This window comes from Pantoea sp. Taur (assembly GCF_009830025.1).
GTDB classification, from domain to species: Bacteria; Pseudomonadota; Gammaproteobacteria; order Enterobacterales; family Enterobacteriaceae; genus Pantoea; species Pantoea communis.
The window spans coordinates 169,708-184,035 of the sequence record NZ_SZZZ01000007.1 but is presented as its reverse complement, the minus strand read 5'-3'; the positions used below and the strand labels follow the sequence as shown (position 1 = coordinate 184,035).

Below are 14,328 nucleotides of genomic sequence, written 5' to 3'. Positions count from 1 at the left end.
TATGGCGGAAGAGTGGGTAGGTTACCGGGCTGTATATTAACGATTAAATACGCCTTCGACATAATTAATAACCAAAATGACTAAGTGGTTTTTCGGGTAATGTTAATCGGCAAAAGTGGTAAATAAAGTCGCCTTTATTCAATACGTTAATCAACATGTTGCGGTATAGGCGTGCGCAAAATGCCCTTTTCATCGTAAGCGGGTGCGAAAAATCTGTGATTCAGGTAGAATTCGGCGGTTTTTAAGTCTGAGAGCCATTATGTCTACCACGCTGTTTAAAGAGTTCCAGTTCGAATCTGCCCACCGTCTGCCGCATGTGCCTGAAGGGCATAAATGTGGTCGTCTGCATGGCCATTCGTTCCTGGTGCGATTAGAAATTACCGGTGAAGTGGATGCGCATACCGGTTGGGTCATGGATTTTGCCGAACTGAAGGCGGCGTTTATGCCGATTTATGATCGTCTCGATCATCACTATCTGAATGATATTCCAGGCCTGGAAAATCCAACCAGCGAAGTGCTGGCAAAATGGATTTGGGATCAGATGAAACCGATCCTGCCAGAACTGAGTGCAGTGATGATCAAGGAGACCTGTACCGCAGGTTGTACTTATAAAGGTTAATCACTGTTGACGGGCTGCCGCTGTGCAGCCTGACTTTTAGCTATACGCTTCTTTACGTTCACTTCATCTCCCTGTCATCCGCCCCCTCTACGTTGTTGTCTCCTTCATTAAAGATCAAGAGAATCAACAATGAACTTCGTTAAACGCCTTTCTGTTATTGCTTTGCTGGTTTCCGCCTCTGCCGCCGTTCAGGCGCAAAACGTCCTCGATTTTCCGCAGCCTGAAAAAGTACCGGATGAGTTCTATGCCGTGACTGAAATTCCGGCGGGCGGGATGATTAAATATGAAACCGACGCGAAAACCGGTTTTATCGTGGCTGACCGTTTCCAGTCGATGCCGGTTGCCTATCCGGCAAACTACGGCTCACTGACCCAGTCGCTGGGCGGTGATGGCGATCCGCTGGATGTGATCTTCTACACCCGCGCGCCACTGCAACCGGGCACACTGATCAAACTGCGCCCGATTGGCGTGCTGAAAATGATTGATGGTGGCGAAGTGGACGACAAGATTGTTGCGGTACCAACCAGCAAAATCGACCCAACCTATGACGACATCAAAGAGATGAAAGACCTGCCGAAAATGGAGCAGGAACGTCTGGAAGCCTTCTTCCGCGTGTATAAGCAGTTGCCAGATGGCCGTAAGAAAGTTGAGCTGAATGGTTTTGAAGATGCGGCGAAAGCTAAGGCTGAGATCAAACAGGCCTTCGACGCGTATAAAGCAAAGCAATAAAACCTAAGCATGCGTCGGCGGGGTAATGGAAAAAGTCGCTATCCATATCGTTTAGCCGGTGCGGTAATGAACAGGGTCGCCATCAATGGCGCCCCTTCAAACAGGTTTGAGTCAGGTGCCGCAGGGATGCAAACCTGATGAATCAGGCGATATTCAGATACTTATGTGTCTGCATCGAAAGGCGCCAGTTACGCGCAATGCAGGTCTCTATGCACAGTTTGGTGGCGGCATCGCCACGACTGATCGGTTGCAGCGCCACAATGCGCTTCTTGTCATCATGCAGGCCCGACAGCAGCACATCTAACGCTTCGACATCACGCTCACGCGCCACCGGATGTTTAATCTCATCGGCACGCTGCAACGCTTGAGGCAGCACATCGTAACCACCGCGCATATTGACCTTCGGTGAGACCGTCACCCAGGTGCTGTCAGAACAGTGCACTTCATGTGTACCGCTGGTCTCAATCTGGCACTCAAATCCGGCCGCTTCCAGCGCCTCGGTCAACGGGCGCAAATCAAAAATAGCCGGTTCGCCGCCAGTGATCACCACATGGCGTGCAGTCCAGCCCTGACGTTGAATAGTTTCAATCAGCATCGCCGCATCGGCACTGCCCCAGGCATCACTCTCCACGGTTTTCACCAGAATATCACCCAGCGAGGTCTCCCGATCGGCCAGTTTTTCCCACGTATGCTTGGTATCACACCAGCTACAGCCCACCGGACATCCTTGTAAGCGGATGAACAGCGCCGGAACACCGGTGTAAAATCCTTCGCCCTGCAGGGTCTGGAACATTTCGTTAATCGGGTAGAACATTTTTTACTCACGTCTTAAATTCGAGGCGCAGATTATGGCAGATTTTCACCACCGGTTCACAGCTGCTTCGTGCCAAAAAAGCAAAAGCCCCGCACGAGGCGGGGCTTTATCAGCGATGATGCGGCCCATCAGGCCACATCAACAGACCCTTACTGGCCTTTAACTTCTTTCAGACCGTTGAACGGGGCTTTGTCGCCCAGCGCTTCTTCGATACGAATCAGCTGGTTGTACTTAGCAACACGGTCAGAACGGCTCATAGAACCGGTTTTGATCTGGCCTGCTGCAGTACCAACCGCCAGGTCAGCGATGGTCGCATCTTCAGTTTCACCTGAACGGTGTGAAATCACCGCGGTGTAACCTGCATCTTTTGCCATCTTGATTGCAGCCAGAGTTTCGGTCAGAGAACCGATCTGGTTGAATTTGATCAGGATGGAGTTAGCGATACCTTTATCGATACCTTCTTTCAGGATCTTGGTGTTGGTCACGAACAGGTCGTCACCTACCAGCTGAATTTTGTCGCCCAGCACTTTGGTCTGGTAAGCGAAGCCCGCCCAGTCAGACTCGTCCAGACCGTCTTCGATAGAGACGATTGGGTACTGTTTGGTCAGGTCTTCCAGGAAGTGCGTGAACTCTTCAGAGGTGAAAGCTTTGTTGCCTTCGCCAGCCAGCACATATTTGCCGTCTTTGTAGAATTCAGACGCTGCACAGTCCATCGCCAGGGTGATGTCTTTGCCCAGCTCGTAGCCTGCTGCTTTCACCGCTTCAGCGATAACAGCCAGCGCTTCGGCGTTAGAACCCAGGTTTGGCGCATAGCCACCTTCGTCACCGACCGCAGTGCTCATGCCTTTGGCTTTCAGCACTTTTGCCAGGTTGTGGAAAACTTCAGAACCCATACGAATGGCTTCTTTCACGTTTTTCGCGCCAACAGGCTGGATCATGAATTCCTGGATATCAACGTTGTTATCCGCGTGCTCACCACCGTTGATGATGTTCATCATCGGCAGTGGCATAGAGAATTTGCCTGGGGTGCCGTTCAGTTCAGCGATGTGCGCGTACAGTGGCAGGCCTTTAGAAGCCGCAGCCGCTTTAGCCGCAGCCAGCGAAACCGCCAGAATGGCGTTAGCGCCGAAGTTGGATTTGTTCTCAGTACCGTCCAGCTCGATCATGATCTTATCGATGTTCGCCTGGTCTTTGGCATCTTTACCGGTTACCGCTGCAGCGATAGGACCGTTAACAGCGGCAACCGCTTTGGTCACGCCTTTGCCCAGGAAACGAGATTTGTCACCGTCACGCAGCTCCAGTGCTTCGCGAGAACCGGTTGAAGCACCTGATGGCGCTGCAGCCAGACCAACGAAACCGCCTTCCAGATGCACTTCTGCTTCTACAGTCGGGTTGCCACGGGAGTCGATGATTTCGCGACCGATGACTTTTACGATTTTGGACATTCGATTTTCCTCAGTACAAGTTAGTCAATCCTAAGACAAACAACGCGCGAAAAGTTCGCGCGCTGTTCGTTAAACTCTTACTTCGCTAACCGCTTCTGGTGCTCCTGCGCGGCTTTAACAAAGCCAGCGAACAGCGGATGACCATCACGCGGGGTCGACGTGAATTCCGGGTGGAACTGACAAGCTACAAACCACGGATGGTTCGGGAGTTCGATGATCTCCACCAGCTGGTCGTCGCCGGAACGGCCCGCAATATGCAGACCCGCCGCTTCAATCGGCTTCAACAGCAGATTGTTCACTTCATAACGATGACGGTGACGTTCAGTAATCACGTCAGAACCGTATAGCTGGCGCACTTTACTTTCCGGCGTCAGCTGGCACTGCTGGCTACCCAGACGCATGGTGCCGCCCAGATCGCTCTGCTCAGTACGATGCTCAACGTTGCCTTCTTCATCACGCCATTCAGTGATCAGCGCGACCACTGGGTACTTACAGTCTGGCACAAATTCCGTTGAGTTGGCGTCTGCCATCCCGGCCACATTGCGTGCGAATTCCATCAGCGCAACCTGCATACCCAGGCAGATACCGAGGTAAGGGATGTTGTTCTCACGCGCGTATTGCGCCGTGAGCATTTTGCCTTCCACACCACGGTAGCCGAAGCCGCCCGGGATCAGGATAGCATCCAGATCTTTCAGAATTTCGACACCGCGAGATTCCACATCCTGCGAATCGATCAGCTTGATGTTCACGGTTACACGATTTTTCAGGCCACCGTGCTTCAGTGCTTCAATCACTGACTTGTACGCATCTGGCAGTTCGACATATTTGCCGACCATACCGATGGTCACTTCGCCGCCCGGATTGGCTTCTTCATAGATAACCTGTTCCCATTCGGCCAGGTTCGCTTCCGGTGCGCTCAGATTGAAACGCTTACAGATATAGTCATCCAGACCCTGTGATTTCAACAGGCCAGGAATCTTGTAGATGGAATCCACATCTTTCAGGGAAATAACCGCTTTCTCTGGCACGTTACAGAACAGGGCGATCTTCGCACGTTCATTGGCCGGCACAGCGCGGTCAGAACGGCAGATCAGCACATCAGGCTGGATACCGATCGACAGCAGCTCTTTCACTGAATGCTGGGTTGGCTTGGTTTTCACTTCGCCTGCAGCGGCCATATACGGCACCAAAGTCAGGTGCATATACATGGTGTGTTCACGGCCCACATCAACCGCCATCTGGCGAATCGCTTCGAGGAACGGCAGGGATTCAATATCACCTACGGTACCGCCGATTTCCACCAGTACGACATCATGACCTTCGCCGCCTTCGATAATACGTTCTTTAATGGCGTTGGTGATGTGTGGGATAACCTGAATCGTGGCACCCAGATAGTCACCGCGACGCTCTTTGCGCAGCACTTCTGAGTAGATACGACCGGTCGTAAAGTTGTTGCGGCGCGACATTTTGGTACGGATGAAGCGCTCGTAGTGACCCAAGTCCAGATCGGTTTCGGCCCCATCATCGGTAACAAACACTTCACCGTGCTGCGTTGGGCTCATGGTACCCGGATCGACGTTAATGTACGGATCGAGTTTCATGATGGTCACATTCAGACCACGTGCTTCAAGGATGGCTGCGAGGGAGGCTGCGGCAATGCCTTTGCCCAGAGAGGATACGACCCCGCCGGTCACAAAAATATAATTCGTTGTCATGCTGAACCTGAGAGTTTAGGTTTAAAGACGGTGGAATAACCAAGACGGGAAAATAGTATACCCGAAGTCGTCCTCAGCCACAATTGATGAATCACATCACCCCCCCGCATTGCAGCCGATAACATAGCGAATAGACGAGGGGGAAATGTTGACGTGCGTCACAAAGTTGCCGCTTGGCTGAATCGAGTAAGCTCAAGCGGACAATTTATGCGCAATGCAGGAATAATCGACAATTTGAAGAATAACCCTTTAGTCTTTGTTCTCACTGCATTTCACATGCTGCCAGGCGGCTTCCATTTGATCCAGGGTCGCATCCTGCATCGCCAGTCCCTGCCCGCTGATGATGGATTCAACCTGACGGAAGCGACGCTCAAATTTATCATTGGCTTTTTGTAAGGCGATTTCGGCTTTGCTGCCCAGATGGCGCGAAAGGTTGACGGTGGCAAACAGCAAATCGCCAATCTCCTCTTCCAGCTTGTCATTGTCGACCACCGCCTGCTGCGCTTCGTGCATCACTTCATCGATCTCTTCATGCACTTTATCCAGCACTGGCCCCAGGTTGTTCCAGTCGAATCCCACCGTGCTACAGCGCTTCTGGATTTTGTAAGCACGCATCAGTGCAGGCAAGGCTTTAGGGATGTCATCCAGCACCGAATGCTGTGACTTCTCTGCGCGCTCGCTGTGTTTGATCGCTTCCCAGTTTTTCAGTACTTCCTGCGTGGTGTCGGCCTGCACATCACCAAAGATGTGCGGATGACGGCGCTCCAGCTTGTCGCTAATCGCATTGCAGATGTCATCGAAGTTGAAACGCTGTTGCTCATCGGCCATTTGCGCGTAAAACACCACCTGAAACAGCAGATCGCCGAGTTCACCGCGCAGGTCATCAAAGTCCTCGCGCTGAATCGCGTCGATCACTTCGTAGGTCTCTTCCAGCGTGTAAGGGGCGATGGAGGCGAAGGTCTGCTGACGATCCCACGGGCAGCCACGTTCCGGGTCGCGCAAGGTTTGCATGATGGTGAGCAGACGATTCAGGGCTGTCATGGGGAAATCCTTAGGGGTTAAAATGGAAAAGGTCGCCAAAATGGCGACCCTGAGGCGCACCGAAATCTCGACGACGCGCAGAACAACCTGGACGTGCCATTTCGGGCGTACAGTAAATGCCAGGCTGCCCTTTCATGGCGGCCTGGCCACATCAGTTCAGACGGCGTGCGTCGATGATATCCGGCACCTGATTAAGACGCGCCAGCACGCGACCCAGCACCTGCTGGTTGTAGATTTCGATATCCATATCAATGGTTGCCAGCTGCTTTTTGGTGTCGCTGCGGCTGGAAACGCCCAGCACGTTAACCTTCTCATTCGCCAGAATGGTAGTGATATCGCGCAGTAACCCGCTGCGATCGTTGGCGGTGACGCGTACCACCAGCGAATAGCCGCTCGAGTAATCTTCGCCCCACACCGCATCGACAATACGTTCCGGCGCATGGGAGATCAGTTCGCTTAACTGGTCACAGTCGGCTCGGTGAATGGAAATACCGCGCCCCTGGGTGATAAAGCCCACGATATCGTCACCCGGGATCGGCTGGCAGCAGCGCGCAATGTGGTGCAGCAGATTGCCCACACCTTCCACCACCACGCGTCCACTTTCTCTGCGCGCAGATGAGGGCTGATGTGATTTTTGCGTCAGCTGGCGCAGCGCTTCACGATCTTCCTCTTCCGCACTCGGCTTATTGAGTTTGGCCTGCAGGAAGTTGACCATCTGATTGAGGCGAATATCGCCGCCGCCAATCATCGCCAACAGCTCATCCTGCGAGCTGACGTTATAACGCGGCAGCAGAATTTTTTCTGCATCGCGGAAACTGATATCCAGCTGGCTCAACTCGCTTTCAAGAATCTGGCGGCCAGCCAGAATGTTCTTGTCGCGATCTTGTTTGCGGAACCAGGCGTGAATTTTTGAACGGCCACGGCTGGTGGTGATATAGCCAAGGTTCGGGTTCAGCCAGTCGCGGCTCGGGTTCGGCTGCTTCTGGGTAATCACCTCAATCTGATCGCCCATCTGCAATTGATAGGTGAACGGCACAATGCGACCGCTAATTTTGGCACCAATGCAGCGATGGCCGATATCACTGTGAATGTGATAAGCGAAGTCCAGCGGTGTAGAACCCGATGGCAGATCGACCACGTCGCCTTTCGGGGTAAACACGTACACCCGATCGTCAAATACCTGACTACGCACCTCTTCCAGCATCTCGCCGGAATCCGCCATCTCTTCCTGCCAGGTAATCAGCTTACGCAGCCACGCAATGCGTTCTTCGTGCCCTGCCGCACCGCGCGCGTTGCTGGAAGTCGGGCCTTCTTTGTACTTCCAGTGCGCGGCCACGCCCAACTCCGCATCTTCATGCATCTGGCGCGTACGAATCTGGATCTCTACCGTCTTGCCCTGCGGACCGAGCACCACCGTGTGAATGGATTGATAACCGTTGGGTTTTGGATTGGCAACGTAGTCGTCGAACTCGCTGGGAAGATGGCGATACAGTGTGTGCACGGTGCCTAACGCGCCGTAGCAATCCTGCAAACGTTCTGCCACGATGCGCACCGCGCGCACATCGAACAGCTCATCAAACGCCAGCGACTTTTTCTGCATCTTGCGCCAGATGCTGTAGATATGTTTCGGGCGGCCATAGACTTCAGCACGCACGCCCTCCTTCTGCATCTCTGCACGTAAGTTACTCACGAAATTATCAATATAACCTTCGCGGTCAATACGGCGTTCATGCAGCAGTTTGGCGATGCGTTTGTACTCATCGGGGTGCAGATAGCGGAAGCAGTAATCTTCCAGCTCCCATTTGAGCTGACCGATACCCAGACGATTGGCTAACGGCGCATAGATGTTGGTGCTCTCTTTGGCGGCGAGAACACGTTCGTCTTCTGGTGCATCCTTCATTTCACGCAGGTGGGCAATACGCTCGGCCAGCTTGATAACCACGCAACGGAAATCTTCCACCATCGCCAGCAGCATGCGGCGCACGTTATCCACCTGCTCGGAGGCCATAGAATCATTGTGGATGGCTTTCAGCTGGCGGATAGCGTCCATATCGCGCACACCGTGTACCAGCGAGACAATGCCTTTGCCGAACGACTTTTCCAGCTCTTCTTCACTGACCACATCCGCGTTGGCCAGCGGGAACAGTAAGGCCGCGCGCAGGCTATCGTTGTCCATACTGAGCATGGTGAGTATTTCCACCATCTCAATACCGCGCCACAGCAGCAGAGCCTGATCTGGATGGTTGTGCGTTTCGGTTTCACAGTAGCGCCAGGTGTCCGCCAATCGCTGACAGGATTGCGGATTATTGATATTTAAACTGGCGATCCACTGGTCAAGGGCAAATTCCCCTTCCGTATTTAAATGCGCACTTCTAACCGCAACCATATCCTCTCCTGCCATAACGACGAAAACGCCGCTTATGCTTTGCTAAACAGCACCATGGACTCGAGATGACTGGTATGTGGGAACATATCCAGCATCGCGACCCTTTCCAAATGGTAGCCCGCCGACAGTAATGCCTGACTGTCGCGCGCAAGTGTTGTTGGGTTACAGGAAACATAGACCACGCGTTGCGGCGCAAGTTTAACGATATGCGACATCACACCCGCGGCCCCAGCACGTGCTGGATCCAGTAACACCTTGTTAAATCCCTGCGCTGCCCAAGGCTGGTGGGCAACGTCCTCCTCCAGGTTGTGCTGGAAAAAGCGGACATTTTTAAGATTATTCAGCTCAGCATTATACGCTGCCTGGTGGACTAATGCTGCAACACCCTCCACACCCACAGCATTTTGTACGAACTTTCCTACAGGCAAAGTGAAATTACCCATACCGCAAAACAGATCCAGCACCCGATCTTCGGGCTGTAAATCGAGCCATTCAATGGCTTTTGTCACCATCTGCTGATTCACGCCATCATTCACCTGGATGAAATCCTGCGGGCTGAAAGTCAGTTTCAAATCAAACGATTGGTAGAAAGGTGCGTAATCCCCCAACGGCTGCAAATGCTCGCTGCCGTCCGCCAGATACAACATCAGCTGATGCTCATGCGAAAAGCGTTCCAGTTTTACACGATCGCCTGCGGACAATGCATCAAGATGACGCAGCACCATCACCGGGCCATTATCTGCCAGCACTAACTCGACATGCCCCAGTCGCCGTGCGGCCTGTAAGCTGCTCAGACACTGGTGCAACGGCTGCAGTAACGCTTCAAGCTCGGGCACCAAAATGGGGCATTGAGTTAACTCAACCAAATCGTTGCTGGCCGCCTGGCGGAACCCCATTTGTAAACGCTGCTGTTTAGGTTGCCATTGCAGTCCCAGACGGGCGCGACGGCGATAGCCCCAGGTGTTACCGCTGATGATCTCATTCACCTGCACCGGCAAAGGCGCATCCCGGCTCAACATTCGACTCAGCGCACGTGCTTTACTGTCCTCCTGTAACGCGATCGCGGCATGCTGTTGCTGGCAGCCACCACACACGCCAAAGTGCACACAGCGCGGTTTTTCCCGCTGTGCGCTTGGCTGCATAATCTTTTTGGCTTTGGCCCGCGAGAACTGACGTTTATCTTCCACGACCATAACTTCGGCCTGTTCACCCGGCAGTGCGCCGCTGACAAACATCGCTTTGCCATTATGGCGCGCAACACCTTGTCCAAAGGGGTCAAGGTCTTCGATAGTGACGGTAATACGCTGCTTTGTCGCCACACGCTGTTTTGCGGAGTAAAATTGCGCCATAGTGTTGTGAATTCTCTAAATTAATGGGGTGTGCCATCGCAAGCGGATTGTGCACAGGGATATCAATGCCAGGAGTTGCCAGGCCACAATTATGACCAAATATAGCCTGCGGGCGCGAATGATGATTTTGATACTGGCGCCAACGTTAATGATTGGTCTGCTGCTCAGTACCTTCTTCGTGGTGCACCGTTATAACGAATTACAACATCAGGTGCGCGATGCCGGATCGAACATTATCGAACCGCTGGCAGTCTCCAGCGAATACGGCATGACCTGGCACAATCGTGATGCGATTCGCGAGCTGGTCAGCCTGCTGCATCGTCGTCATTCCGATATTGTCCGTGCCATTACCGTTTTCGACAACAACAATCACATCTACGTCACTTCGAACAACAACCAAAATCTGGCGTTGTTGCAGAAAGAAGACATCTCGACGCTGGAAGATGGTGTCTCCGTCGAGCGCCACGGCAATTTGATGGTGCTGCGAACCCCGATTATCTCCGAACGCTATTCCGTAGACGAACTGCCCGGAGAAGATGCCAAACCGGCGGGTAATCCGTTGGGGTATGTGGCTATTGAACTCGATCTGCAATCGGTGCGGCTGGAGCAGTACAAAGAGGTGTTTGTGGCCACTTTGCTCTTACTGTTTTGTTTGTGCATCGCCATGCTGTTTGCCTATCGTCTGATGCGCGACGTCACCGGGCCGATTCGTAACATGGTTTCCACCGTGGACCGCATTCGTCGCGGCCAACTCGACAGCCGCGTTGATGGCTACATGCTGGGCGAACTGAGCATCCTGAAAAACGGCATCAATGCCATGGCGATGTCGCTCACCGCTTATCACGAAGAGATGCAGCAGAATATCGATCAGGCCACCTACGATCTGCGTGAAACCCTGGAGCAGCTGGAGATTCAAAACGTCGAGCTGGATTTGGCGAAGAAGCGCGCGCAGGAAGCGGCGCGTATTAAATCAGAATTCCTCGCCAATATGTCGCATGAGTTACGAACACCGCTTAACGGAGTGATTGGCTTTACCCGTCAGATGCTGAAAACCGGACTGAGCACCAACCAGCGCGATTATATGAGCACCATTGAACGCTCGGCCAATAACCTGCTGAGCATCATCAACGATGTGCTGGATTTCTCAAAGCTCGAAGCCGGCAAACTGGTGCTGGAATCGATCCCCTTCCCGCTGCGCGCCACGCTGGATGAAACGCTGGTGCTGCTGGCACCTTCAGCACATGACAAAGGACTCGAGATCACCGTTTGTCTGGAAAAACAGGTGCCGGATAATGTGATTGGCGACCCGCTACGTTTACAGCAGATCATGATTAACCTGATTGGTAATGCCATTAAGTTTACTGAGCAGGGGCACATCGATTTGCGTGTTGAGCTGCGTAGCCTGAGCACCACGCGCGTTGAACTGGAAATTCAGGTACACGACACCGGCATTGGCATTTCTGAGCAGCAGCAGTCACAGCTGTTCCAGGCATTTCGTCAGGCCGATGCGAGTATTTCCCGCCGCCACGGCGGCACTGGTTTGGGTCTGGTGATCACGCAAAAACTGGTGTCGGAGATGGGCGGAGAGATCGCGTTCCACAGCCGTCAGAATCAGGGATCCACTTTCTGGGTGCACGTTCATCTCGATCTCAATCCCAACGCGCCGCCCATTCCGCGTATGCTGGAAGATCTGCGCGCCATCCCGTTAGCCTATATCGAACCCCATGCCGCGGTGGCGAAAGCGGTGCAGGAGATGCTTAGCATCACGCCGCTGCAGGTTCAGCATTTCACTTCACTGGAAGCGCTGCCGGATACCCGCTTCCCGCTGTTGTTGATGGGATTGCCGGTGAACGATCCTCACCCCGCCACGCTGCCGGATGCTTTAATTCAACGGCTGCGCGCCCATGCCGATTCGGTACTGCTGGCGCTGCCCAGCGAGATGATGTTGTTCGCCGACGATTTGCGCGCACGAGGCATCGCCGGCTGCATAGCCAAACCTGTCTCACTGACGCGCTTATTGCCGATGCTGCTGGATTTGCACAGTTTGCATAACGATGCCTTACCGCACAGTACCCGTCAGCCGCTGACGGTGATGGCGGTGGATGACAATCCTGCCAATCTGAAGTTAATCGGTGCGCTGCTGGAGGAGCAGGTTCAGCACATCATTCTGTGCGACAACGCGGAACAGGCTATCCGCCAGGCGCGTTTACACAAGCTGGATGTGATTTTGATGGATATCCAGATGCCGGATATCGATGGCATTCGCGCCAGTGAAATTATCCGCAGCCTGCCGCTGCATGCCAATACCCCGATTGTCGCGGTGACCGCGCATGCGCTGGATGGCGAGCGCCAGCAGCTGATTGGCGCCGGGATGAATGATTATCTGGCGAAGCCGATAGACGAAGGCAAACTGAGCCAGCTGTTGCAGCGCTATGCCCCGAACCCCACGGCGGCACCCACACTTCTGCCGGATGTTGCGCCGTCGCTCGACTGGGCGCTGGCACTGCGTCAGGCCGCCAACAAACCTGATCTGGCGCGCGATCTGCTGCAGATGCTGCTGGATTTCCTGCCGGAGGTGGAAGCGCGCGTGGAGGGTTCCATGGCCAGTAATGATGTTAATGGCCTACGCGAGATCATCCATAAGCTGCACGGCAGTGCCAGCTACAGCGGCGTGCCGCGACTCAAACAACTGTGCCAGCAGCTGGAAAAGAGTCTGCATCAGGAGAGTGATATCGAAGCGCTGGAGCCGGAATTGCTGGAGTTGAGTGATGAGATGGCGAACGTGGCGCGTGAGGCCAGGAAAGTGTTGGGCGTGGGATAACGGAACGTTTCATGCCCTCTCTTAAGCACAAGAGAGCGCTAATCGAGCATGGTTAAAGAATGACTCGTCGTCTCAATCATCGCCACCAACGATCCCCTCGCCCGATATCGAGAGAGGGTTAGACTGAGGGGGAACGCGCCTGTAAGGCCTTCCCCACCTCGATCATTACCACGACATTCAGCGCAATCTTCCGCATCTATAAAGCCTGCCCTACCTTGATCGTCGCCGCCACATTGCGCGCGGTGAGGCGCACGTTTTGAGCCGCATTGGCCAGCGCATCCTCCAGCGAACCAATACTAAACAGCACGCTAAACACCGCGTCCAGCCCATGCTGATGCACCACGCCAACATCTGCGGTTAAGCTCCCGGCAATACCAATCACCGGCTTGTTAAACTGCTTCGCCACCTTCGCCACGCCAATCGGCACTTTGCCATTAATGGTCTGGCTATCAATGCGACCTTCGCCGGTGATCACCAGATCGGCATCTTTCACCTGATCGGCTAATCCGAGGGCTTCGGTCACGATCTCAATACCGCGACGTAGCTCGGCCTGGCAAAACGCATGCAGCGCCGCGCCCATCCCACCCGCTGCACCGCCGCCCGCGATGTGCAGTACATCAATATCTAAATCGCGATGGATGATCTCAGCATAATGCGCCAGCGCTTTATCCAGCTGCTGCACCAGTTCCGGCGTTGCCCCTTTTTGAGGACCAAAGATCGCCGAGGCGCCCTCTTCACCGGTCAGGGGATTGGTGACATCGCAGGCCACTTCGATGCGGCACTGCTGAATACGTTTATCCAGCTGATCGATTTCAATCCGCGCCAGCTGCGGCAGTGCGCCGCCGCCAAAAGCAATCTCATTGCCCTGCTGATCCAGCAAGCGAGCTCCCAGCGCCTGCATCATGCCGGATCCTCCATCGTTGGTGGCGCTGCCGCCAATGCCAATAATGATGTGGTCAACACCGCGATCGAGCGCGTTTTTAATCAGCTCGCCAGTGCCATAAGAGTTGGTGATCAACGGGTCACGCTGCGCGGCCGGCACCAATTCCAGGCCACTGGCTGCCGCCATTTCAATAAAGGCGCTGCGCTCATCACCCGATAATCCATAAAATGCCTCAACCGGCGCGCCGAGCGGTCCGGTCACGGTCAATCTGACAATACTTCCCTGCGTCGCCGCCACCATGGCTTCTACCGTGCCTTCGCCACCGTCGGCGACCGGTATTTTCACGTATTCGGCGTCGGGAAAAATTTCGCTAAATCCCGCTTCAATCGCCGCAGCCACTTCCAGGGCGGACAAACTCTCTTTATATGAATCCGGTGCGATGACAATTTTCATAGGCAATCCGAGCGCGATGGATGACGGAGTTCCGTCCTGCTAATGCAGTAAGCTGTCCGGCATCCGCAGACAC

At 54.0% G+C, this 14,328-nt stretch carries 10 protein-coding genes; 3 read left to right on the top strand and 7 right to left on the bottom strand.

The genetic code is table 11. The features are described from left to right. The first annotated feature begins 256 nt into the window (after window positions 1-256). Both queD and FD744_RS12220 read left to right on the top strand, forming a co-directional pair. Entirely contained in the window at window positions 257-619 is a 363-nt protein-coding gene (gene queD, locus FD744_RS12225) for a 6-carboxytetrahydropterin synthase QueD (protein WP_176505758.1), read from the top strand. A gap of 129 nt (window positions 620-748) precedes the next feature. Continuing rightward, on the top strand, window positions 749-1,348 hold the full coding sequence (locus tag FD744_RS12220; RefSeq protein ID WP_097117965.1) for an inorganic diphosphatase: 600 nt from the start codon (window positions 749-751) through the stop codon (window positions 1,346-1,348). Window positions 1,349-1,490: 142 nt separating this feature from the next. Here FD744_RS12220 and queE read toward each other — a convergent pair whose 3' ends face one another. From queE to rlmD, 6 genes are all read right to left on the bottom strand, one after another. After that, complete coding sequence (queE, locus tag FD744_RS12215; RefSeq protein ID WP_160868339.1) at window positions 1,491-2,162, bottom strand: 7-carboxy-7-deazaguanine synthase QueE; 672 nt, start codon at window positions 2,160-2,162, stop codon at window positions 1,491-1,493. A 149-nt stretch (window positions 2,163-2,311) separates the two neighbouring features. Further along, the gene (gene eno, locus FD744_RS12210; protein WP_034823037.1) at window positions 2,312-3,607 is read right to left on the bottom strand and encodes a phosphopyruvate hydratase; all 1,296 of its coding nucleotides are present in this window, start codon (window positions 3,605-3,607) and stop codon (window positions 2,312-2,314) included. A gap of 77 nt (window positions 3,608-3,684) precedes the next feature. Next, complete coding sequence (pyrG, locus tag FD744_RS12205) at window positions 3,685-5,322, bottom strand: glutamine hydrolyzing CTP synthase (protein ID WP_160868338.1); 1,638 nt, start codon at window positions 5,320-5,322, stop codon at window positions 3,685-3,687. Between the two features lie 249 nt (window positions 5,323-5,571). Then, the gene (gene mazG, locus FD744_RS12200; protein WP_160868337.1) at window positions 5,572-6,363 is read right to left on the bottom strand and encodes a nucleoside triphosphate pyrophosphohydrolase; all 792 of its coding nucleotides are present in this window, start codon (window positions 6,361-6,363) and stop codon (window positions 5,572-5,574) included. Window positions 6,364-6,514: 151 nt separating this feature from the next. Next, window positions 6,515-8,749, bottom strand: coding sequence for a GTP diphosphokinase (relA, locus tag FD744_RS12195; RefSeq protein ID WP_034823050.1), 2,235 nt, complete (start codon window positions 8,747-8,749; stop codon window positions 6,515-6,517). Between the two features lie 32 nt (window positions 8,750-8,781). Beyond that, a complete protein-coding gene (rlmD, locus tag FD744_RS12190) occupies window positions 8,782-10,098 on the bottom strand; it encodes a 23S rRNA (uracil(1939)-C(5))-methyltransferase RlmD (RefSeq protein WP_058961507.1) in 1,317 nt (438 codons plus the stop codon). Between the two features lie 91 nt (window positions 10,099-10,189). On the opposite strand from rlmD, the gene barA reads away from it, so the two are divergent. Beyond that, complete coding sequence (gene barA, locus FD744_RS12185; protein ID WP_160833105.1) at window positions 10,190-12,919, top strand: two-component sensor histidine kinase BarA; 2,730 nt, start codon at window positions 10,190-10,192, stop codon at window positions 12,917-12,919. Between the two features lie 196 nt (window positions 12,920-13,115). On the opposite strand, the gene FD744_RS12180 is transcribed toward barA, so the two are convergent. Continuing rightward, the gene (locus FD744_RS12180) at window positions 13,116-14,255 is read right to left on the bottom strand and encodes a glycerate kinase (RefSeq protein WP_160868336.1); all 1,140 of its coding nucleotides are present in this window, start codon (window positions 14,253-14,255) and stop codon (window positions 13,116-13,118) included. Window positions 14,256-14,328: the final 73 nt, after the last annotated feature.

What these genes read in the sequence shown, in the direction of transcription:
- FD744_RS12220 (WP_097117965.1), top strand. Translation starts at nt 749, where the DNA reads ATGAACTTCGTTAAACGCCTTTCTGTTATTGCTTTGCTGGTTTCCGCC.
- queE (WP_160868339.1), bottom strand. Translation starts at nt 2,162, where the DNA reads ATGTTCTACCCGATTAACGAAATGTTCCAGACCCTGCAGGGCGAAGGA.
- eno (WP_034823037.1), bottom strand. Translation starts at nt 3,607, where the DNA reads ATGTCCAAAATCGTAAAAGTCATCGGTCGCGAAATCATCGACTCCCGT.
- pyrG (WP_160868338.1), bottom strand. Translation starts at nt 5,322, where the DNA reads ATGACAACGAATTATATTTTTGTGACCGGCGGGGTCGTATCCTCTCTG.
- mazG (WP_160868337.1), bottom strand. Translation starts at nt 6,363, where the DNA reads ATGACAGCCCTGAATCGTCTGCTCACCATCATGCAAACCTTGCGCGAC.
- relA (WP_034823050.1), bottom strand. Translation starts at nt 8,749, where the DNA reads ATGGTTGCGGTTAGAAGTGCGCATTTAAATACGGAAGGGGAATTTGCC.
- rlmD (WP_058961507.1), bottom strand. Translation starts at nt 10,098, where the DNA reads ATGGCGCAATTTTACTCCGCAAAACAGCGTGTGGCGACAAAGCAGCGT.
- barA (WP_160833105.1), top strand. Translation starts at nt 10,190, where the DNA reads ATGACCAAATATAGCCTGCGGGCGCGAATGATGATTTTGATACTGGCG.
- FD744_RS12180 (WP_160868336.1), bottom strand. Translation starts at nt 14,255, where the DNA reads ATGAAAATTGTCATCGCACCGGATTCATATAAAGAGAGTTTGTCCGCC.